The 22,252-nt window shown below is 34.3% G+C and carries 17 protein-coding genes and 1 tRNA gene; 13 read left to right on the top strand and 5 right to left on the bottom strand.

Annotated features, from left to right (window positions below; all coding sequences use genetic code 11):
• Window positions 1-8: 8 nt before the first annotated feature.
• A complete protein-coding gene (folP, locus tag R1X58_RS00895; RefSeq protein ID WP_240571309.1) occupies window positions 9-833 on the bottom strand; it encodes a dihydropteroate synthase in 825 nt (274 codons plus the stop codon).
• 194 nt (window positions 834-1,027) lie between these two features.
• Here folP and R1X58_RS00890 point away from each other — a divergent pair, with 194 nt between their 5' ends.
• The 7 genes from R1X58_RS00890 (at window position 1,028) to R1X58_RS00860 (ending at window position 6,621) form a co-directional block, all read left to right on the top strand.
• Entirely contained in the window at window positions 1,028-1,564 is a 537-nt protein-coding gene (locus R1X58_RS00890) for a DUF1599 domain-containing protein (RefSeq protein ID WP_188215196.1), read from the top strand.
• A 1-nt stretch (window position 1,565) separates the two neighbouring features.
• Window positions 1,566-2,885: a BT_3928 family protein gene (locus R1X58_RS00885; RefSeq protein WP_240571307.1), complete on the top strand. Its 1,320-nt coding sequence runs from the start codon at window positions 1,566-1,568 to the stop codon at window positions 2,883-2,885.
• Window position 2,886: 1 nt separating this feature from the next.
• Window positions 2,887-3,963 carry an ABC transporter permease gene (locus tag R1X58_RS00880; RefSeq protein ID WP_240572659.1) on the top strand — a complete coding sequence of 359 codons (1,077 nt, stop codon included), beginning with the start codon at window positions 2,887-2,889 and terminating at the stop codon, window positions 3,961-3,963.
• A 24-nt stretch (window positions 3,964-3,987) separates the two neighbouring features.
• Window positions 3,988-4,476: a TlpA family protein disulfide reductase gene (locus R1X58_RS00875; RefSeq protein ID WP_240571305.1), complete on the top strand. Its 489-nt coding sequence runs from the start codon at window positions 3,988-3,990 to the stop codon at window positions 4,474-4,476.
• A 48-nt stretch (window positions 4,477-4,524) separates the two neighbouring features.
• On the top strand, window positions 4,525-5,274 hold the full coding sequence (gene tpiA, locus R1X58_RS00870) for a triose-phosphate isomerase (RefSeq protein ID WP_240571303.1): 750 nt from the start codon (window positions 4,525-4,527) through the stop codon (window positions 5,272-5,274).
• A 128-nt stretch (window positions 5,275-5,402) separates the two neighbouring features.
• Window positions 5,403-6,239, top strand: a complete 837-nt coding sequence (gene prmA, locus R1X58_RS00865; RefSeq protein ID WP_240571301.1) for a 50S ribosomal protein L11 methyltransferase — start codon at window positions 5,403-5,405, stop codon at window positions 6,237-6,239.
• Between the two features lie 106 nt (window positions 6,240-6,345).
• Window positions 6,346-6,621 (top strand): ATP-dependent Clp protease adaptor ClpS, encoded by a 276-nt coding sequence (locus tag R1X58_RS00860; RefSeq protein WP_240571297.1) that lies wholly within the window; start codon window positions 6,346-6,348, stop codon window positions 6,619-6,621.
• Window positions 6,622-6,683: 62 nt separating this feature from the next.
• Here the strand turns inward: R1X58_RS00860 and R1X58_RS00855 are convergent, their stop codons facing one another.
• The gene (locus R1X58_RS00855; protein ID WP_240571294.1) at window positions 6,684-7,097 is read right to left on the bottom strand and encodes a DUF6691 family protein; all 414 of its coding nucleotides are present in this window, start codon (window positions 7,095-7,097) and stop codon (window positions 6,684-6,686) included.
• A 3-nt stretch (window positions 7,098-7,100) separates the two neighbouring features.
• On the bottom strand, window positions 7,101-7,658 hold the full coding sequence (locus R1X58_RS00850) for a YeeE/YedE family protein (protein WP_240571292.1): 558 nt from the start codon (window positions 7,656-7,658) through the stop codon (window positions 7,101-7,103).
• Between the two features lie 197 nt (window positions 7,659-7,855).
• Here R1X58_RS00850 and R1X58_RS00845 point away from each other — a divergent pair.
• Window positions 7,856-7,929 (top strand) — tRNA-Arg (locus tag R1X58_RS00845).
• An 82-nt stretch (window positions 7,930-8,011) separates the two neighbouring features.
• On the opposite strand, the gene R1X58_RS00840 is transcribed toward R1X58_RS00845, so the two are convergent.
• Together R1X58_RS00840 and R1X58_RS00835 are read right to left on the bottom strand one after the other, a co-directional pair.
• Window positions 8,012-8,968, bottom strand: coding sequence for a helix-turn-helix domain-containing protein (locus R1X58_RS00840; protein ID WP_240571290.1), 957 nt, complete (start codon window positions 8,966-8,968; stop codon window positions 8,012-8,014).
• 352 nt (window positions 8,969-9,320) lie between these two features.
• On the bottom strand, window positions 9,321-9,959 hold the full coding sequence (locus R1X58_RS00835) for a nitroreductase family protein (protein WP_240571288.1): 639 nt from the start codon (window positions 9,957-9,959) through the stop codon (window positions 9,321-9,323).
• Between the two features lie 260 nt (window positions 9,960-10,219).
• Between R1X58_RS00835 and R1X58_RS00830 the strand changes: the two genes are divergently transcribed.
• The 5 genes from R1X58_RS00830 (at window position 10,220) to R1X58_RS00810 (ending at window position 22,092) form a co-directional block, all read left to right on the top strand.
• The gene (locus tag R1X58_RS00830; protein ID WP_240571286.1) at window positions 10,220-11,794 is read left to right on the top strand and encodes a glycoside hydrolase; all 1,575 of its coding nucleotides are present in this window, start codon (window positions 10,220-10,222) and stop codon (window positions 11,792-11,794) included.
• Window positions 11,795-11,870: 76 nt separating this feature from the next.
• Window positions 11,871-15,974: a two-component regulator propeller domain-containing protein gene (locus R1X58_RS00825; RefSeq protein WP_240571283.1), complete on the top strand. Its 4,104-nt coding sequence runs from the start codon at window positions 11,871-11,873 to the stop codon at window positions 15,972-15,974.
• A 280-nt stretch (window positions 15,975-16,254) separates the two neighbouring features.
• Window positions 16,255-17,586, top strand: a complete 1,332-nt coding sequence (locus R1X58_RS00820; protein ID WP_240571280.1) for a BNR repeat-containing protein — start codon at window positions 16,255-16,257, stop codon at window positions 17,584-17,586.
• 82 nt (window positions 17,587-17,668) lie between these two features.
• Window positions 17,669-18,775: a glycoside hydrolase family protein gene (locus R1X58_RS00815; protein ID WP_240571277.1), complete on the top strand. Its 1,107-nt coding sequence runs from the start codon at window positions 17,669-17,671 to the stop codon at window positions 18,773-18,775.
• Between the two features lie 209 nt (window positions 18,776-18,984).
• Window positions 18,985-22,092, top strand: coding sequence for a glycoside hydrolase family 2 TIM barrel-domain containing protein (locus R1X58_RS00810; RefSeq protein ID WP_240571276.1), 3,108 nt, complete (start codon window positions 18,985-18,987; stop codon window positions 22,090-22,092).
• Window positions 22,093-22,252: the final 160 nt, after the last annotated feature.

Raw genomic sequence — 22,252 nt, 5'->3', positions numbered from 1 at the left:
AAATAAGATTAATTATTTAAGGCTTCCATTAGCTTAACACATTCCATGGCTTCCTTAACATCATGAACACGTAAAATAGCAGCGCCTTTCTGTAAAGCGACGGTATTTAAAATGCTTGTGCCGTTTAACGCTTCCTGTGGATTGGTGTCGAGGTATTTGTAAATCATCGATTTTCTGGATACACCTACAAGTAAGGCTTTATCGAGCATTTTAAAAAGCTCTAGGTGTTTCATTAGCTCATAATTCTGCTCCAGAGTTTTCGAAAATCCGAAACCAGGATCTACAATAACATCTATAATCCCTAAAGCTCTGGCAGCTGCAATGCGTTCGGAGAAATAGAATAAAATATCTTTTGTTAGATTATCGTATTTGGTGAATTGCTGCATGGTTTGTGGTGTGCCACGCATGTGCATCATAATATACGGAACATGCAAATCGGCAACCGTAGGCAGCATATTTTCATCTAACAGTCCTGCTGAAATATCATTAATTATGGCTGCACCCGATTCAATGGCTTGTTTGGCAACAGCACTTCTAAACGTATCTACTGAGATTAAAGTTTCAGGGAAAGATTTCAGAATTAAATCGATAATAGGAGTGATGCGCTGAAGTTCTTCTGTTTCTGTTACAAAAGCAGCGTTGGGTCTTGAACTGTAAGCGCCAACATCAATGAACGTTGCGCCTTCATTAAGCATGGTTTCCACATGATTTAAAATGTCGGCTTCATTTTTATGTTTTCCGCCATCATAGAAAGAATCAGGGGTGATGTTTAAAATTCCCATCACTTTTGGCGTTGATAAATCGATGAGTTCTCCTTTGCAGTTTATGGTCATAATGGTGTTCTAAATCTTAAAATGTGACGCATTTTAATAAAATGGTCTTGTATTCAGTAATCGAATAAGCCGTGTAAAATTAAAGAATTACAAGTAGGTATTCATTATAAAATAAATATTAAATAAACTTTAAGGCTCTTGCTTTTGAACTTTAAACAATTTAAGCGAAATTTACCCAAAATTCAATTTTATACATGCAAGATACTTCAAAGCAATACGATGCTGTTATAGATACCTGTAAAAGTTTATTTATCAAGAAAATGTCTGATTATGGTTGTGCGTGGCGCATTATGCGTTTACCGTCTTTAACCGATCAGATTTTTATTAAAGCCCAGCGCATTCGCAGTCTTCAAGAGAACGATGTGCGTAAAGTAGACGAGGGAGAAGTAAGCGAATTTATTGGGATTATAAATTACTGTATTATGGCTTTGATACAGATTGAAAAAGGTATTGCCGATCAGCCGGACTTATCGACCGAGGAAGTTACTGAACTTTATGAAAAGCAAGTAGCTATCACTAAAAAGTTGATGGAAGATAAAAACCATGACTACGGTGAGGCCTGGCGAGATATGCGTGTAAGCAGCTTAACCGATTTAATTCTGCAAAAATTATTGCGAGTTAAACAGATTGAAAACAATGCCGGAAAAACCTTGGTTAGTGAAGGTATTGATGCCAACTATCAGGACATGATTAATTATGCTGTATTTGCCCTAATTCACTTAAACGCTTAATATGAAAATTTTAGTTGCCCTAAGCCGCATATTTGTTGGTGTATTATTTATAATTTCCGGATTAATAAAACTTAACGACCCACTTGGGTTTTCCTATAAATTACAGGAATATTTTAGTCAAGATGTTTTAAACATTCCCTTTTTAGAGCCATATGCCTTAATGATTTCCATTTTTGTTGTGGTATTTGAGGTGATTTTGGGCGTATTTTTACTGATTGGTTACAAACCTAAATTTACGGTTTGGAGTTTATTAGGCATGATTGTGTTCTTTACCTTTTTAACCTTTTATTCGGCGTATTTCGATAAGGTTAAAGATTGTGGATGTTTTGGTGATGCTTTAAAACTAACCCCTTGGGAGAGTTTCACTAAAGATGTTATTCTGTTGGTGTTCATTTTAATATTATTCATTGGAAAAAAATACATTACACCGGTATTCACACAATTGCCAACAACCATTTTAGCAATGTTGAGCTTTATTTTCTGCTTATGGTTAGGATTTCATGTATTAATGCATTTGCCGGTAGTAGATTTCAGAGCGTATAAAATAGGAGCAAATATCGAAGAAGGTATGTCTACTCCAGATGACGCACCAAAACCTGTTATAGAATATAGCTGGAAATTTAACGTAAATGGTAAAGAGGAAGTGATTAAAACTTTAGGAGATTACCCTTCTGTTGATGGTAATTTTGTAAGTGTAGATACTGAAGTTCTCGATGAAGGTTATCAACCTCCGATTTATGATTTTTCAATAGAAAATTCAAATGGAGATGATTTAACCGAATACTTTTTACATGAAGATAATGTAATTGTTATTGTATCATACAGTCTGGAGAAGATAGAGAAAGAAGGCGCAGAAAAGCTTAAAATATTTTCAGAACGCGCAAAAGGTTTAGGCTATACGGTTATTGGTTTAACAGCTTCAGGTGATGATGCTAAACAAAAAATCAACGCAACTTATGGTTTAGATTTTGAATGGTATTTATGCGATGAAAAAGCTTTAAAAACTGTAGTTCGTGCTAATCCGGGTATTATTGAAATGGATCAGGGAACCATTCAGCAGAAAGTGCACTGGAATGATATTGAAACTTTACAATTACCGAAGGTTGAGAGAAAACCTGAAGCAGTAAAAGATGATGGAACTCTATATTTGATTGATGATGAAATTTCAACAGAAGAGGCTTTGGGAGCGTTAGATGAAGAAACAATAGAATCTCTGCACGTTTTAAAGGAAGTAAAGGAAGGGAATGAGTTAGATTCTATCAATAAAGTCAATAAAACAAATTATACGTCGTTAGTAAAAGCGGTATTAAAACAAGAATAAACTGATTAGCTACTTATTAAATAAAATTACTTATGCTTTCCTCACGTTGTTTGGGGTAGTTACTGTAATATTCTTTTTATTTAATGTGCTTCCTGGAGACCCGGCACAGATGATGCTGGGACAAAATGAAGACAGTAATCAGTTGGCTATTGTTAAACAGAAATACGGATTCGATAAGCCGGTAAGTACCCAATATTTTTATTATCTGAATGATTTATCACTTTTATCGTTTCATTCTACAAATCTAGAAGATTACACGTATTTACAGTCTGACAAATACAGGGCGGTCAAATTGTTTACAATAGGAAAAACTACAATGGTATTAAAATTTCCATATTTACGCGAATCGTTTACCAAACAAGGTAAGAAGGTTACCCAGGTATTGGGTGAAACCTTACCAAATACCTTTGTGTTGGCTATATCCTCAATAGTTATTGCTATGCTGTTTGGCATTTTATTGGGTATCGTTTCAGCCTTATACAAAGACACCTGGTTAGATAAAACCATACAGATTTTCAGTACGTTTGGTATGAGCGTACCGTCGTTTTTCAGTGCTATTTTATTTGCCTGGTTTTTCGGTTATGTTCTTCATGAATACACCAATTTAGAAATGACAGGGAGTTTATATGAACTGGACGATTTTGGTGAAGCCATGCATATTAAATGGAAGAATTTAATTCTACCTGCAATTGTCTTAGGGATTCGCCCATTGGCTGTAGTTATTCAGTTGATGCGTAATTCGTTGCTTGAAGTTTTCAATCAGGATTATATTCGAACAGCAAGAGCTAAAGGCTTAAGCGAATTTCAAATTATTAGGCGTCACGCAGTAAAAAATGCTTTGAATCCGGTGGTTACAGCCATTTCAGGTTGGTTTGCCTCTATGTTGGCTGGAGCGGTTTTCGTAGAGTATATTTTTGGTTGGAATGGTTTAGGAAAGGAAATTGTAAATGCTTTAAATACACTAGATTTACCTGTAATTATGGGTGCGGTGTTAATAATAGCATTACTCTTTATAATTATTAATATTTTTGTAGATATAGTTTACGTTTGGTTAGACCCTAAAGTAAAACTACAGTAAATTTGCATTTAAAAATTAGCTAGAATGAGATTATTAGTATTAAGTGTTGTTTTTTGTTTCAGTATGTTAAGTTGCGTGGCACAGGATCAGCCAACTAAATTTACAAAAGAAGCATTAAACGATACTTTTGAGACCCTAAATGGTGAAACCGTAAAATTTAAGGACATCATAAAGCAATATAAAGGTCAAACCGTGGTCATTGATATTTGGGCGTCCTGGTGCAGCGATTGTATTAAAGGTATGCCTAAAGTACATGACCTTCAGGATCAATTTGGAGAAGTAACCTATTTGTTTTTATCATTGGATAAAACTAAAGAAGCCTGGAAAAAGGGTATTGAAAAGTATGAAGTAAACGGCGAGCATTATTTTATGCAATCGGGGTGGAAGGGACCTTTCGGAACCTTTGTTCAGTTGGATTGGATTCCAAGATATATGGTTGTCGATAAATCAGGAAAAATTAAACTGTTTAAAGCGATTGAAGCCGACGACCAGCGCATTAAAGAAATTTTATAACTAACAACTAAAATAAAAATCCCTTAAACTAAACGGGGTAACAGTAACATGAGAGCACAAATTGTAGCAGGAAACTGGAAGATGAATAACGATTTAAGTGAAACAGAATCGTTAATTGCAAGTTTAAAAGGACAAACAAAAACGTCGGATGCAGAAGTTATGGTAGCGCCAACGGCAACCAACTTATATCCGGCATATAACAGCTTAAAAGGTTCAGGTATTGAGGTTATCGCTCAAAACATGCACTTTGCTGCAAACGGAGCGTATACAGGAGAAGTAAGTGCTACGATGCTTAAAAGCGTAGGGGTAGAAACCGTTATTTTAGGACATAGCGAGCGTCGTGAATACTTTAATGAAACCGACGAGATGTTAGCTAAAAAGGTTGATGCCGCTTTAGCAAACGACATGCGTGTTATTTTCTGTTTTGGTGAAGAATTAGCCGACAGAAAATCAGGAAATCACGAGAATGTTGTCGAAAGCCAGATAAAAAATGCTTTATTTCATTTGGAGGCAGATGCTTTTAAAAGTATTGTATTGGCATACGAGCCGGTTTGGGCTATTGGAACAGGAGAAACAGCAAGTCCGGAGCAGGCACAGGATATGCACGCCTTCATTAGAAAAACATTAGCCGATAAATACGGTGCAGTAGTAGCAGATTCTGTATCTATCCTTTATGGGGGAAGTGTGAAACCTAACAACGCAGTAGAAATTTTCTCTAAACCAGACGTAGACGGCGGATTAATTGGAGGCGCATCTTTAAACGCCGAAGACTTTTTTGCTATCGTAAACGCATTTTAATTAACTTATAGAGGGGCATTACTTTAGATCTTTTTAAGTTTGCTTTATAAATTTAGTAATCCCCAATGCAAAACAAGAACCAGCCTCATGAGTGTTACATTCATGAGGTTTTAATATAAAAAGAAACCATGTCAAACATCATTTATATAGGATACGAATTTACTGTAAAACCATTACAACCAGCCGTAGAAATCTTAATTGCCGAGTTAGGCTATGCCGGATTTGAAAGCTTTGTGGAAACCGAAACCGGGGTGACAGCATATATTCAAAAGGAGGAGTGGAATGAAGATATTTTAAACGATGTTCAAATTTTAAATTCCGAGGAGTTTAAAATTGACTATACCTTCAGCGAAATCGAGCAGACGAACTGGAACGAGGAGTGGGAGAAAAACTTCAACCCGATTGTAGTTGACGATGAGTGTTCGGTACGTGCACCATTTCACGAAAAACCAGACACCAAATACGATATTGTTATAGAACCTAAAATGAGTTTTGGTACCGGTCATCACGAAACGACACACATGATGATTCAGCATATTTTAAAAAACGATTTTGAAGGTAAATCGGTTTTAGATATGGGCTGCGGTACAGGTGTATTAGCCATTTTAGCAGAAATGAAAGGAGCGCAACCTATTGATGCTGTAGATTACGATAACTGGTGTTATGTAAACAGTTTAGAGAATGTGGAGCGTAATAATTGCGAGCATATAACAGTTGTTGAAGGCGATGCCAGTGTGTTGGAAGGCAAAAAGTATGATGTGATTATTGCGAATATAAACCGTAATATTCTGTTGCAGGATATGGCAACTTACGTATCGTGTTTAAATGAAAATGGCACCTTGTTTTTAAGCGGGTTTTATAACGATGATATTCCGGTTATTCAGGAAGCGTGCGAAAAGTTACTGTTAAAATTTGCTGAAAAATTCGAAAGAAATCAGTGGGTTGCATTAAAATTTTTAAATTAGTGCATTGTTTTGTAGTGAGTTATGTGGTGTTTATAAAAAATGCCTCCCACTTTAAAACAATTTAAGAAGTTTGAAATCTCTAAAAATGAATAAAAAATTATTGAGTATGAGTACTAGAGAAGAAACGTCCGAAGAATTACTATTGGAAGAAGAGGTATTAACGCAAAACGAAATTGTTTTGTATAACGATGACGTCAATACCTTCGACCATGTTATTGAAACACTAATTTACGCATGCGACCATACGGCAGAACAGGCAGAACAATGTTCGATTATAGTACACTATAACGGAAAATGTACTGTTAAAACAGGAGCTTACGACGATTTAAAACCACGTTGCTCCATGTTACTTGATGCCGGATTAAGTGCAGAAATAGTTTAATACTATTTATTCTTAGAATTTGCTAAAGCAAATTCTAAGAATAAATATGTAAAAGCGTTTTTTTAGTGAGGGAGTTTATCTTTTAGAACTCCGTAAATGAATGTCCCTACAATAGCAGCTATTATAACAATAGCAATGGTGTAATACCCTGCTCCAAAAAGAATATACATAGGTCCTGGACAAGCACCTACTAAAGCCCATCCAAATCCAAAGATGATACCTCCAATAATGTAACGAGGGAATCCTTTGTCTTTTTTAGGAACAAAGATTTCAGCGCCATCAGTATTTTTAACGTGCCCTCGTTTTGCTAATTGCAGGAATAGGATTCCAGAGGCAATAGCTGTACCAATAATACCGTACATGTGGAATGATTGAAATCTGAACATTTCGTAGATTCTGTACCAAGAAACCGCTTCAGATTTTGTTAAAACGATTCCGAAAAATATACCGACTAATAAGAATTTTAAAAACTTCATAAATTAAAAAATTAAAGGTAAGATAAGGTTGGTCATAATTAAACCGCCAACAAAGAATCCAATTACTGCAATTAACGATGGTTTTTGTAAACTACTTAAACCGGTAATGGCGTGCCCAGAAGTACATCCACCAGCGTAGCGTGTTCCGAAACCAACTAAAAGTCCACCAATAATTAAAAGTGCTAAACCTTTAATAGAAGAAATGGCCTCTAAATCGAACATTTCGTTTGGTACTAAAGTTGCACCAGGGTTTTCAAATCCCATGTGCTGTAATTCCGCAATGGTTGTTGGGTTTAAATCAGTAACACTGTTATCAGATAAATAATGTGTTGCAATAAAACCTCCAATAACGGTACCTGCAACAACCGTCAGGTTCCATAATTGACTTTTCCAGTCGAATTTGAAAAAATCGGCAAATTTATCGGCACCCATAATAGAACACATGGTTCTTAGGTTTGACGACATACCAAAGGTTTTTCCAAAATACAGGAGTAAGGCCATAACTACGGCAATAAGAGGGCCAGAAATGTACCATGGCCAAGGGCTTAAAATATAATCCATTTAAACAATTTTTGCCGCAAAAATAAAGGAACTATGTGTTACTTATGTAATAAATGTTACCAAACTTTATTTGTAAAATTAATTAAATATTTGATTGTTATAGTTTTAGTGTTTTTTAGGAAAAAAAATCAGAAAATATTTGAAAATAATTTGGTGGTAACTCAATAAAAGTTCTATATTTGCACCCACAAAAACAAGGCCACGTGGCGCAACTGAATAGCGCACTTGATTACGGCTCAAGAGGTTCCAGGTTTGAATCCTGGCGTGGTCACAAGAAAAGCTTCACTAGAAATAGTGGAGCTTTTTTAGTTTATGATATTCTCTATTTAAATAGACTACCAAAAGCTCGTGAATTAAACTTCACTTGGTAAAATCCCAAAATGATTTTTAAAGGCCTTGGAAAACTGACTTAAATTAGAATAGCCCATTAAAAACCCTGTTTCGGAAACCGAATGTTTATTTTCCTGTAAAGTTTCCATCGCTTTTTCCATTTTCTGTTTTAAATGGTATTGATAAGGTGTTGTTCCAAACACTTGTTTGAAAATGCGATTAAATTTAGAAAGGCTCATACTGGCTTGTTCAGACAGATTTACCAATTGTATTTCTCTGTGAGGATTGGTGTCTAAGATTTCACGAATTTTTAATAACTGATTTAAATCGTCAGGGTGGATATTGTTTTTACTTGATTCCAGTTCTCTTTTTCCGAACTTTAAAAAAAGATAGTTTATAATTTGTAATATCCCTGAAATCGATGTCAGTCTGTTGTTTTCATCAAAATTAATGTGATTAAGGAGCTTTTTTAAATTATAATCCAGATTTTCTGAAAGGCAAATAGGGTGGTTCGTATTAAAAAAACTGCTCAAATGCTCATAATCCGGAATAACGTTTTTAAATAACCATTCTTTGGAAAGAAGTAAATTAAAAATCAAGATAGTTTCGTTGGCAGGAACACAGATCTGCGAAGAGGTCATTGAAGAGTAAAATATCATATTTACATTTTCAATGGTCTGGCTTATAGTTTTCTTTTTAACGGTTTGTTTAATTTCCGCTTTAGAGAGGTAAAAATTTATTAGATACATATCATTATGATCGCTGGCGAGCCTTTCTAAAATCAAATCCTCGTTTAATATTACGTTGGTTGACTGGGCCCACAGACCATTTTGAACTTCAAGGTATTTTAGTTTTCCCTGTCCAAATTCAGGGTTTAATAAAAGTTGTGTGTCATTTATAGTTGATGGAACTAAACTATTTATATGGGTATACCATTTACTCGGTGTTGTTAACCGAAATTGTATTTTTTTAAACGTCATGAGAGAAAAAAACGATTAATAGAATTAAGTAAAATAGAGGCTGAATTTTGTTAAAATAGATAAATTATAAGTAAATATTTTTCAGAATTCAGGCTTAGTTGATGAATCCTAATTTAGATAAATTTTTATAAAAAATTAGAGGATAGCAGCTAATCTTTAAAGCTTTTGAAAACTGTTTGAAATGGATTTAGAGTGTTATTTAATTTAAAATCCTCCAAAAGAATGACTTAGGAGGATTTAAATAACAAGCTTGATGTTTTGGTAAATTTGAGAATAATAATGGTTAAAACATTATTAATGAAAGGTGTGTTTGCTATTAATCACCTTGGGTTGCAAGTAAATGATGAAGAGCTTAATCGATATTAATAATCACATCTTCAATGCATCGTCGCGTTTTGGGTTTGTCTGTAGATTCGAAAAAGTCATTTTCGGTTTCAAAATTTATAGCTAGTGTTAAAATTGGTTTATAATCAACCATGTTTAAAATTTCAGTGTATTTCTCAGGTTTAATATCTTCTAGAGGCGTAGGATGCAAACCCAGAGAAACAGCTGTGCCTAAAGCAATGCTAAATGCGATGTAAACTTGTTTAGAAAACCAAATTTTCAAATCAGACTCCGAAGTGAAGTTTTTAATGTTATTGTAAAGTTCTTGCAGGCCTTCAGGAAGTTCTTTTTCGATGACTAATTGAAAGGAATCTAAATTATCAACAACACTAAAAACGATTAAAACATCGGCTTGATTAATTTTTTCAGCATTATCAACAGAAGACAATGCCAGTTTATGTTTAACACTTTTGTTTTTAACAAAAGTAAACTGCCAGGGTTGCATATTCATTGATGAAGGAGCCAGATGAAGAATGCGTTTAAGTTCTTCAATTTTCTCATCAGGTGTTAAAGGATTGTAATTTTTTGAATTGGATTGTAGAGTTTGATTTAATTCCAGCTGGTTCATATTTTGATTTAGATAATCTTTACTTTTAATTGATTTCAAAGGCTGCTTTTGACGGCTAAATATGAATAGATATGGGGACTTCAAAACTACAATGGTGATTAACTAAGTTTTACCCCAAGACATTTTTTTATTACTCCTAAACGTTTAATATCGGTAATTAGGAATTAGATTGAAGAATCTGAGCAATTAGGTGGTTTAGGAACATAATGTAACCCCTGTTTAGACAATACTTACCCCTCGAAAGCGGTTTTTCATAATTAACTTTGAACTCCTTAAACCAACTAAAAAGATTGTTTAAATTGAATTATTTTCTAAAGGCAAAAAAGCAAATAGCTTTTTGCTGCTTATTGTTTGTCACTATATCTTTTGCTCAAAAAAAATCTTCAGCTAGGGATGTTATTGAAATTCGGATTCATCCTGAAACTAAGTTTCAAACTATTAAAAACTTCGGAGCTTCAGATGCCTGGTCTACACAATTTGTAGGTAAACATTGGTCTGAATCTTCTAAAAAGGAGATTGCCAGATTATTATTCAGTACAGAAAATAAAGCTGACGGCAGTCCTGAAGGTATCGGTTTAACTGCTTGGCGATTTAATATTGGTGCAGGAAGTAGTGAGCAGGGAAAAGAAAGCAGAATTAATGATAATTGGCGACAATCAGAATGTTTTTTAAATCAAGACGGAACTTATAACTGGAACAAGCAGGAAGGTCAGCAATGGTTTTTAAAAGCGGCTAAACAATTTGGGGTAAAGATATTTATTGGTTTTGTTAACAGTCCTCCAGTATTCTATACCGAAAATCAAAGGGCCTGGTCAGATAACGGTATGCGTTCAAATCTTTTAGAGTATAATTATAAAGCATATGCCGATTTCTTGTCTGAAGTTGTAAAGGGAGTTTATGATAAAACAGGGGTTATGTTTGATTATATAAGTCCTTTTAACGAACCGCAGTGGGAGTGGGAGTGTTGTAAGCAAGAAGGTTCGCCATGGACTAACGAAGAAATGTTTCAGGCTATTAAAGCTATTGATAGTTCTTTTGAAGCTAATCGCATTTCAAGTCAAATAGAACTTACAGAAGCCGCGAAAATCAATTATTTATATACTACAGCAGATAAACCTCATAGAGGAAATCAAATCAATTATTTTTTCGATATGAAAAGTAAAGGCTATGTTGGTGATTTAAAATCGGTAGCCAAGAAAGTAGCCGGGCACAGTTATTTTACAACCTGGAATTCCAAAACTTTGATGAATACCAGAAAATCTTTAAATGATAAGTTGAGCCAAACAGATTTGGAATATTGGATGACCGAATATTGTGTATTAGAAGATAATTCTGAAATAAAGGGTGGAGGCCGAGATTTGGGTATTGATGCAGCATTATATGTGGCTAAGGTTATCCATTCAGACTTAGTGTTTGCGAATGCTTCGGCCTGGCACTGGTGGCTGGCCATAAGTCCGTATAACTACAAGGACGGTTTGATATATATTGATAAGAATCAATATGGAGGTCGTTTTTACGAATCGAAGATGTTATGGGCATTAGGGCATTATTCCAGATTTATAAAACCGGGAATGCAACGTATTGCTTCCCGCAGAGTGGATAATAAATCAGATGAAGAAACTATTTCAGAAATGTTACATTCGGTGTATAAGTCAGATGATGAATTGGTTATTGTTTTTGTGAATCAACTTCACACGAATAAAACGGTTAAATTATCAGGATTGCCAAAAGGTTATATAGTTTCAGAAATGTATTTAACTAATGCAGAGGTTGATTTTAATTTAAAAAAAATAAAGACTTCAAAAACAATAAATAACATTCAATTACCTCAAAGGTCCTTGGTGACTTGTATTCTTCAAAAGAATAAATCCTAAAATTTGGTTTTAGTATCTTTAATTATAAATTAGTAGCAATAATCTCTGGATTCCTAATTTTAGCAGCGTTTTTTTAATGAAACACTTTTTATTTTATATCACCTTTTTGTGTTTTGCCACGGGTACAGCTCAAAACTCTTTGCAACAGTTTAATTCCATTGAACACGAGTTGTATTTTTATTTACTTGATGTAGAGTTGGGCTTGTCGAACAATGGCATTAATAGTATTGCTCAGGATTCCTTGGGCTTTATTTGGATTGGAACTTCTGAAGGTTTGAATAGATATGATGGGACGCAGTTTACCGTTTTTGAGAGAGATGAAGACCGCGGAAATCAAAGCTTGAGCGACGATTTTATTAATGAAATAAAAGCTTTTAAGGACCATAAACTACTAATAGCAACATCAGAAGGACTGAATGTTTACGATTCTAAAACCGAAAAAATTGAGATTATTAATGAAGAGAAAGGTTTATTGGGTAAGCATATTTCACGGTTAGAGTTAGGTAGCAAGGGAGAGGTGTACTTAGCTGTTTTAGAGCGTGGTATTCAGGTTTTCGATAAAAACAGAAAAACAAAGGTTTATAGCTATAAAGGAAATGACGAAGCGTCGTTGTCTTCAAATTATACCAGTAGTATGGCGCTTCAAGGAGATTCTTTGCTATGGGTTGGAACAGCAGGCAGCGGATTGAATAAAATTAATCTAAAAACCGATAAAGTCACTCGTGTTTCGTTACAAGGGAATGAGCAAGGGAAGTCTTTTTTAATTGAGTCATTATTTAACGATAAAGAAGGTAACTTATGGATTGGTGCAAATAATGGACTTCATGTGATAACTAATAAAAAAGACACCCTACATCTGGGAACGTCTTTAAAAGAAGGTAAAGGACTTAGTGACGATAACATTCTTTGTTTTGAAGAAGATCATTCTGGTCAGTTATGGATTGGAACTAGAAACGGAGGACTTAATATTATTAATAAATCTGATTTTTTACACCAAAAAACAGATTTTCAGGTAAAATGGTTTTTGCCAGCCGATGATGGTTCCAGTGTGTTTAACAGAACGGTTTCTGCCTTAAAAATGGATAAGGATGGTAATATGTGGATTGGAACCAGTACAGGTTTAAACTATGTAAATCCACAAGGAGAACCTATAAAATTATTGCGAAAAATGACAGGAGGCGAAGGACTTAGTCATGATCGTATTGGCGCTTTAGCAGAGCGTTCAGACAAACGTATATGGATTGGAACGGATGGTGCTGGTTTAGATTTGTTTGATCCAGAAACGCGGCAGTTCAAATATTTTAGGCATGACCCGAATAATCCTAATACTATTAGTAATAACTACATTATTTCATTATTAGAAGATTCTAAAAAACGCCTTTGGGTAGGAACTTATCAGGGTGGTTTAAATAAAATGGATCCGGATACAGGCATTTCCAAGCACTATTTGCAAGGAGATATAACCTTAGGAAGTGATGTTCGGGTAATTTTTGAAGATAGGAAGCACCAGATATGGGTAGGGACTAATAGAGGTGGTTTATATATGTATGACGAAATCAATGATGCCTTTAAGTTTGTTAATGTTTTAGGAAAACTTGATATTCGAGATATTAGTGAAGACGATAAAGGTCATTTTTGGATGGCAACCTATGGCGATGGTATTTTAAAATATATACCAACCCAAAACACGATGACATTTTATAATTCCAGTACTATTCAAGATTTTAAAAGTAATGTGATTTATAGTATACTGGCTCTGCCGAGTGGTGATGTGCTGGCGGGAACCCAAAACGAGGGGTTAATACGATTAAGTCCAGAGAAAAGAGAAGTCATAGGATTTACTGAAAAAAACGGTTTAAGTAACAATACAATTACCAGTATAGTTATGGAAAATCAGGAGAATATTTGGTTAGGTACCCATAAAGGGATTAGTAATTACAATGCTTTAACCGATGTTATTCATAACTTAAACACCTATACTAATGTACAGCAAGGGAAATTTAATATTGGGTCGAGTTTATTCACTTCCTCGGGTATGATATATCTTGGAGGTGATAAAGGGTTAAATATTTTTAATCCTGATAATCTTCATAGCAAGCGAGAGACTTATCCTATTATTTTTAAAACTCTGGAAGTTTTGGATGAAAAGGTAGAAGTTTCTGAAAATGAAAAAGATGCAGTTATAGATGAGTCTATCCTTTTTGAAAATCAGATTTATTTGCAACCGGATCAAACTTTTTTTTCTATTGATTATGTGGCTTTAAAATATCCGTTTGCTAAAAATGTGAATTATTCTTACCGTGTTGATGGTTATCACAACCATTGGATTAGTACAAATCAATATGGTAAGGTCAACCTAATTAATTTACCTTACGGCGATTATACTTTAAATGTTAAAGCAAAGTTTGGTTCAGGCGATGAAACTTTTAAAAAAATAAAAATAAAAGTTCTTCCTCCATTTTGGCGAACATCTTGGGCGTATATTGGTTATCTGGTTGTTTTAGTTTTGGGTATATATTGGTTTATGAGGTATTATGCCGAGCGTTTAAAGCTTATCAATTCTTTATCTATAGAAAAGAAAGAGCGTCAGTTAGAGCATAATTTTAATGAAGAACGTATGCGCTTTTTTACAAGCTTTTCTCATGAGCTTAAGACGCCTTTAACGTTAATTTTAGCACCGTTGGAAGATTTGATTTCCGAGGAGAAATCTATAAAGCACAAAAACAGTTTAACCTTAATTCAAAAAAACGCAAAGCAGTTATTACAAACTATTAATAAGCTGTTAGAATTTAGAAAAGCCAATTTAGGATTGAGTAAATTAAGAATTGAAGAACATAATTTAAATGCTTGTTTAGAACAGTGGGTTAATAACTATTTTCCGTTGGCTAAAAAACGAAATATCGCTTTAAGTTACGATTTACAGGATGAACCTTTACTGGCTTGGTTCGATCTGGAAAAAATCCATATTATTTTCAATAATCTGTTATCAAATGCTTTTAAATACACTCCCGATAATGGTGAAATTTATGTGTCTTTGGTATATGATGAGGATAGTTTTGAAATCAAGGTTAGAGATACAGGCTATGGCATAAGTAAAACTGAATTAGAACATGTTTTTGAAAGGTATTATCAGTCAAATTCCGTTAAGAGTAAACAGGGTATAGGAATTGGCTTGGCGCTTTCTAAAAGTTTTGCCGAACTACACATGGGCAGTATTCAAATTGAAAGTGAGGAGAAAAAAGGAAGTACCTTTACAGTAATAATTCCTCGCGATAAATCTCTATTTGTGAATGCGGTTTTAGATACTGCAAATACGACAGATAAAGAGGAACATAACGAAATTGAAGATTGGGTGCCATTTGCAGAATTAGACAAAACAACAAAAACGAATGCTAATTTAAATGTAACTGAAAATAATGAATTGGTATTGCTCATAGATGATAACCCTGATATTTTAAAGTATTTAGATGGATTACTGGAGGGTAAATACGATCTTATTTATGCCAATAATGGAGAAGAGGGTCTTGAAAAGGCTAAACGTTACATTCCGGATTTGATAGTGTCTGATGTTATGATGCCTAAAATGAATGGTATTGAGCTTTGTAACATATTGAAGGAGACAACAGAAACCACACATATTCCAATTATATTGCTTACCGCAAAAGGTAATGCGGAAAGTATTCAGGAAGGATATAAGTATGGTGCAGACGATTATATAGTGAAACCGTTTAGTGGCCAGATTCTACAAGCCAGAATTCGAAATTTATTAGACGTTAGAAAGCAATTACGCCATTATTTTTTAAATAAAGATGAAGTTAAACTAGAAGGATTAGAAGATAAGAATTCGTTATTAGATCAGGAGAAAGGCTTTTTGAATAAATTAACTCAAGTCGTGCTTAATAATCTCGATCAGGAAAAAATGGATGTTTGGGATGTTGCTCAACATATGGGCATGAGTCGTACGTCGTTGTTTAGAAAACTTAAAGCGGTTACGGGCTTAAATATTAATCAGTTTATTAGAAAGGTAAAGTTAGATAAAGCCGCAGAGTTAATAGAGAGCGGAAACTATACCATCGCTCAGGCATCTTACGAAGTTGGTTTCAATAATGTCAAGTATTTTAGAAAACTGTTTAAGGAACAGTTTGAAAAGCTGCCTTCGGATCTATCTAAAAATAAATAAACAAAATTCTTCACATATTTGACTTTTGTTCATTTCAATTTGAAATAAAATATTCAATTTAATTGTTACAAATATAACTTAAAAGTTAAAAGAACACTTAAAAGCGGGAATCTTTCGCTTTTATTTTGTTTTGGACGTTTTGTATCCCTGTTTTAGCCATTTTTTACCCGCATTGCAAGGTGTTTTTTGTCCAATTTTGAACTACCTGTTTTAATAAGTGCGTTTAGAACACTTATTAAGCGAAAATCAACAAAACTAAAACTCACATTTTACTATTAAAATGAAAAGAAGCATTTTTCTGAAGTTTAACTTGCTCATTATAGCAACAAGCTATTTGTTGTGTTTTTCGTCCTGTGCTCAAAATGTTTCATATAGTTATATCGGGGAAGGCTGGAGTAAGAATTCGGTAAATACTGTTAAATTCAGAAAAAATGCGATTACTACACATTCGGGTTATCAATTTGTAGCCTATTACAATCAAGACAGTTATTTGGTGTTGGGGAAACGAAAAGTTAATACTTCAAACTGGGAGATTGCTCAAACCCAATACCAAGGAAACACCAAAGACGCACATAATGATATTAGTTTGGCGGTTGATGGTGAAGGGTATTTACATGTTAGTTGGGATCATCATGATACCAAGCTCAGATATGCAAAGAGTAAAGCTCCGTTAAGTTTAAAATTGAGTGAAGAATTACCAATGACAGGTAAACAGGAAGACAAAGTTACTTATCCTGAATTTTATAATTTACCTAATGGGAATGTATTGTTTTTCTACCGTTCAGGACAATCAGGACGCGGTAATTTGGTTATTAATTCTTATGATATTCAGTCTGAAAAATGGACACAAATACAAAGTAATCTTATAGATGGAGAAAATCAGCGCAGCGCCTATTGGCAGGTTGCGGTAGATGGTCAAGGCGTGATTCATTTGTCTTGGGTTTGGCGTGAAACCTGGGATGTTGAGACAAACCATGATTTATGTTATGCGCGTTCTTTGGATGGAGGAAAAACCTGGGAGAACTCTACTTCAGAAGCTTATAATCTTCCTATTACGTTGTCATCAGCTGAGTATGCTTGGAAAATTCCTCAAAATAGTAATCTCATCAATCAAACTTCAATTACCGCAAATCATGAAGGTAATCCTTATATCGTAACGTATTGGAATGTTGATGATATTCCACAATATCAAATCGTGTATTTAAAAGATAATAGCTGGAAAAAAGTAAATACCGGATTTAGAACAGAATCCTTTGTTTTAGGAGGAGGAGGAACTAAAAGCATTCCTGTTTCACGACCAGATATTCTTATTAAGGATGATTTTGTAGCTGTGCTTTTTAGAGAAGCGTCCAGAGGAAGTAAAGTATCTTTAACTTATTCTCAGAATTTAGAAAATAAAACGCCGTGGGAAGTTGTCGATTTGAGCGAAACCTCAGTCGGACAGTGGGAGCCTAATTACGATATCAATTTATGGAACAGTAAAAGGAAACTACATGTGTTTTTTCAGAATGTAACACAAATAGATGGAGAAGGCGTTGCCGATAGAAATTCAACTCCTGTAAAAATGTTAGAAGTAAATAATTTAAAAAAGCTCATCAAGAGTAAAAAATAGGTAAAAAAAAATGGTTAAAAAGGTTTTAATAGTAATAGGAATTATCTGTTCTTTTAACTCGTGTAAAAAGGAAGATCCATTAATGAATAAAATTGATGAGACTTTAAAAATTGCAGAAACTCAATATGAGCATTTAAAGGAAGTTTTGCCAGAGGGGAGATATCCAAAAACATATCATGTAAGTCAGGAAAAGCTAGAAACCAGTCGCTCTGGTTGGTGGTGTAGCGGGTTTTATCCGGGATCGTTATTGTATTTAAATGAAAACGCCAGTAATCCGGTTTTTCAAGACGAAATAAAACGTGTTTTGGCTGATTTACAACGTGAACAATACAATACTACGACACATGATTTAGGATTTATGATGTATTGTAGTTTTGGAAATGCTGAGCGTTTAAATCCGTCACCAGAATACAAAACTATATTAATGAATAGCGCCAAATCTTTGGCTTCAAGGTTTAATGATACAGTTGGCTGTATTAAGTCTTGGGATGCTTCAGAAGATGATTATTTAGTGATTATAGACAACATGATGAATTTAGAATTATTATTCTGGGCCTCTAAATACAGTAAAGATCCTAAGTATTATAATATTGCTGTGACGCATGCAAATACTACAATAGAAAATCATTTCAGAAATGATTATAGTTCTTACCACGTATTAAATTACAGTAAAAATGATGGTTCGGTAAAGAAGAAGCGCACGGCACAAGGGTATTCTGATGATTCTGCCTGGGCCCGTGGTCAGGCCTGGGGTTTGTATGGTTACACGGTAATGTATAGAGAAACTAAGGATAAAAAATACCTGGCTCAGGCCAATGGTATTGCAGGTTTTATTCTAAATCATCCAAATATGCCAAAGGATATGGTGCCTTACTGGGATTTTAATGCGCCTGATATTCCTAATGCTTTAAGAGATTCATCAGCAGGTGCTATTATGGCATCGGCACTTTTAGAATTAAAACATTATGTAGAAGGCGACCTGGTAGAAAAATACGATTCTGCAGCCAAAACCATGATTACTACATTAACCTCTGATGAATATATAGCAAAGGATAATACCAATGGAGGGTTTCTTTTAAAGCATGGCGTTGGTCATATTCCGGAGAAAACAGAAATAGATGTTCCGCTTAGTTATGGCGATTACTATTTAATCGAGGCTATGATGAGGTATAAATATCACAGGATTTAGGGTTTTTAAGTCAATAAATTGATTATGAATCTGTTGTTGTGTTTGAGGTATAGGGTATAAATTGTCATTTGGACATTTATTACCCTCTTTTTAGTCAATTTATCCCCTTATTTAAAGTTTTTAATTGTTCAGATTTGTAATATTATTATAAGTGTCTTTTGTACATTTTAATAAGCCAACCACTAAATATAAAATAAACTAATTATACAATGCGTAAACTAATTTTAGTTCCGTTATGCTATTTACTTGTCAATTTAGGTTTTGCTCAAAACAGTAAAAACGAATGGGAGAATCCTGGTATTATTGATAGAAATAAAGAAAAAGGCAGGTCATCTTTTGTGCTTTATCATGATGAAGCTTGTGCAGCAACTAGCCTGACAGAAACATCTGAATATTATCAAAGTCTTAATGGTACATGGAAATTTAATATTGTTAAAAAACCATCTGAAAGGCCATTAGATTTTTATAAAGTAGATTTAGATGATTCAAATTGGAACGCTATTAATGTGCCTTCAAACTGGGAAATTGAAGGATATGATACACCTATATATACCAATGTAACCTATCCGTTTCCCAAGAATCCACCTTTTATTGATGAAAATTATAATCCAGTAGGAAGTTACAGAACGACCTTTAAAATATCTAAGGATTGGGATGATAAAGAAGTTATATTACATTTCGGTTCTATATCGGGTTATGCCAGAATCTTTTTAAATGGAGAGGAAATAGGTATGACTAAGGCTTCTAAAACAGCTGCAGAGTTTAATGTTACTAAATATTTAAATGAAGGAAATAATGTTTTGGCTGTGCAAGTGTTTCGGTGGCATGATGGAAGCTATTTAGAAGACCAGGATTTCTGGCGTTTAAGTGGTATTGAACGTGATGTGTATTTACAAGCCATGCCTAAAACCACAATCTGGGATTATTTCGCTCAGGCTAATTTAGATAATACTTACACAAACGGACTTTTTAATGTCGATATCGATTTAAGACAATTCGGAAAGAAGGCTGCTAAAAACCAAGTAGCATCCATTCGTTTACTTGATGCTAAGGGTAAGGAGGTGCATTCTGAAGAAAAGAAAATTTCAGGTTCAGATAAAAGCGTAAATTTTTCTGCAACAATAAACAATGTTGAGAAGTGGAGTGCAGAATCACCTTATTTATATAGATACATCATCTCGTTAGTCGATAAAAAGAACACACAAGTTATTTCCAAGAAAATAGGCTTTAGAAAAGTTGAAATTAAAGAGGCTCAATTAATGGTTAACGGTGAGCCGTTAATGGTTAATGGCGTAAATCTGCACGAACATGATGGTATCTCCGGTCATAAGCCAAATAGAGAAACTATGCTTTTAGACTTAAAAGTCATGAAGCAAAATAATATTAATTCTATTCGTATGAGTCATTATCCGCATGATCCTTATTTATATGAGTTAGCTGATGAATACGGATTTTATATTGTAGATGAAGCAAATATTGAAACGCACGCCATGGGAGCCGAAAAACAAGGCTGGTTTGATAAAGAAAAACATCCAGCTTATTTGCCTGAATGGGCACCGGCACATTTAGACCGTATGAAACGTATGTTGGAGCAGGACAAAAATGCAACATCTATTATTTTATGGTCTATGGGCAACGAGTGTGGTAACGGACCTGTATTCTACGAAGGTTATAAATGGCTAAAAGAGCGTGATAAAACGCGTTTTGTTCAGTTTGAGCAAGCTGATGAAAATGCCGATACCGATATTGTTTGCCCAATGTATCCGGGAATAGATTACATGAAGGATTATGCAAAAAGCGATAAACAAAGACCATTTATCATGTGTGAGTACTCGCATGCTATGGGGAATAGTAACGGAAATTTTCAGGAATACCGAGACATTATGAACACCAGTAAAAAAATGCAAGGTGGTTTCATTTGGGATTGGGTAGACCAAGGATTAAAAACAGAAACCGAAGATGGAAGAATGTTTTGGGCCTACGGAGGCGATTTGGGAGGTGAAAATTTACAACACGATCAGAACTTTTGTGCTAACGGATTGGTGTCAGCCGATAGAACTCCTCATCCAGCTTTAGAGGAAGTAAAGAAGGTTTTTCAAAGTATTGCTTTTAAGTTAAACGGAAATAAACTTCAAGTTACTAATGAATACAATTTCACCAATTTAGATCAATATACTTTTAAATGGGTACTGAAAGCTAATGGAGCTAAGGTTGATGAAGGTAGTTTTGAGATATCAGCATTACCAAACGAATCTAAAGATGTGATTTTAAATCTACCAATGTTAGATAGTGATAAGGAATATTATTTAGATGTATATGGCTATACCAAAAATGAAGCGACTTTAGTTCCTGCAGGTCATGAAATAGCAAGAGAGCAATTTAAATTAGGAAGCTATTCTTACTTTGATAATATTTCGACTTCAGAAGGAAAGATAATTTATGAAGTGTTTAGAGATGTACTCCATTTTGCAGCAGGAAATATTATTGGGGATCTTGATTTAAAATCAGGTAAATTATTTCAGTATCGATTTGCAGATAGTCATTCAAAAATAATTTCACAATTTCCTGAGCCATTTTTCTGGAGAGCTCCAACCGATAATGATTACGGTAACAAAATGCCGGAACGTTTGGGCGATTGGAAATTCGCGCATCAGGATTTAAAAGTGAAACGTGTAGAAGTTGGAGAAAAAACAGTGAGTGGTTTACCTGTAAAGGCAGAATTTATAATAAGCAAATTAGATGTGCCTTATACTGTTGAATACCTTATTCAAAATGATGGTTCAATAAACATCACAGCAAGTATTGATATGGAAGGTAAAGAATTACCTGAATTACCAAGATTTGGTATGCGTATGGTGCTAGATGGAAGCTTCGATAATTTAGCCTATTACGGAAGAGGGCCATGGGAAAATTATTCAGACAGAAACACCTCTTCGTTTTTAGGTATGTATAACGATACAGTTAAGAATCAATACACTTGGGAATATATCCGTCCACAAGAGGCTGGTTATAAAACCGATGTACGTTGGTTAACCCTTGAAAACTCGGCAAATCAAGGATTGCAAATTATAGGTGCACAACCATTAGGCTTTAGTGCATTACACATGTCTACAGAAGCTTTAGACGGAGGGACCTTCAAAAGTCAGACCCATCCAACAGATATTGTTGTAGAGAACGATAAAGTGTATTTACACATCGATTTAAAACAACGCGGCGTTGGGGGAGATAACAGTTGGGGAGCTTATCCTCACAAACCATACCGATTGCACGATAAACAGTACACCTATAGTTACCAAATTAAACTGATTAAAGAGTAAGAAAAAAAAATCACCAATAACTAACTAAAATAAAACTAAACTAAACAATTATGACATGAGAACTAAACCAAACCAACATTTTTTGATATCTAGTTTCTTAATAGAAATAACGAATATTAAAACCACTTAAACAAAAACTAATTAATATGATAAAACTAAT

The organism is Aestuariibaculum lutulentum (assembly GCF_032926325.1).
GTDB classification, from domain to species: Bacteria; Bacteroidota; Bacteroidia; order Flavobacteriales; family Flavobacteriaceae; genus Aestuariibaculum; species Aestuariibaculum lutulentum.
The sequence above is the reverse complement of the archived record's forward strand: the minus strand, read 5'-3'. Positions and strand labels throughout refer to the sequence as shown.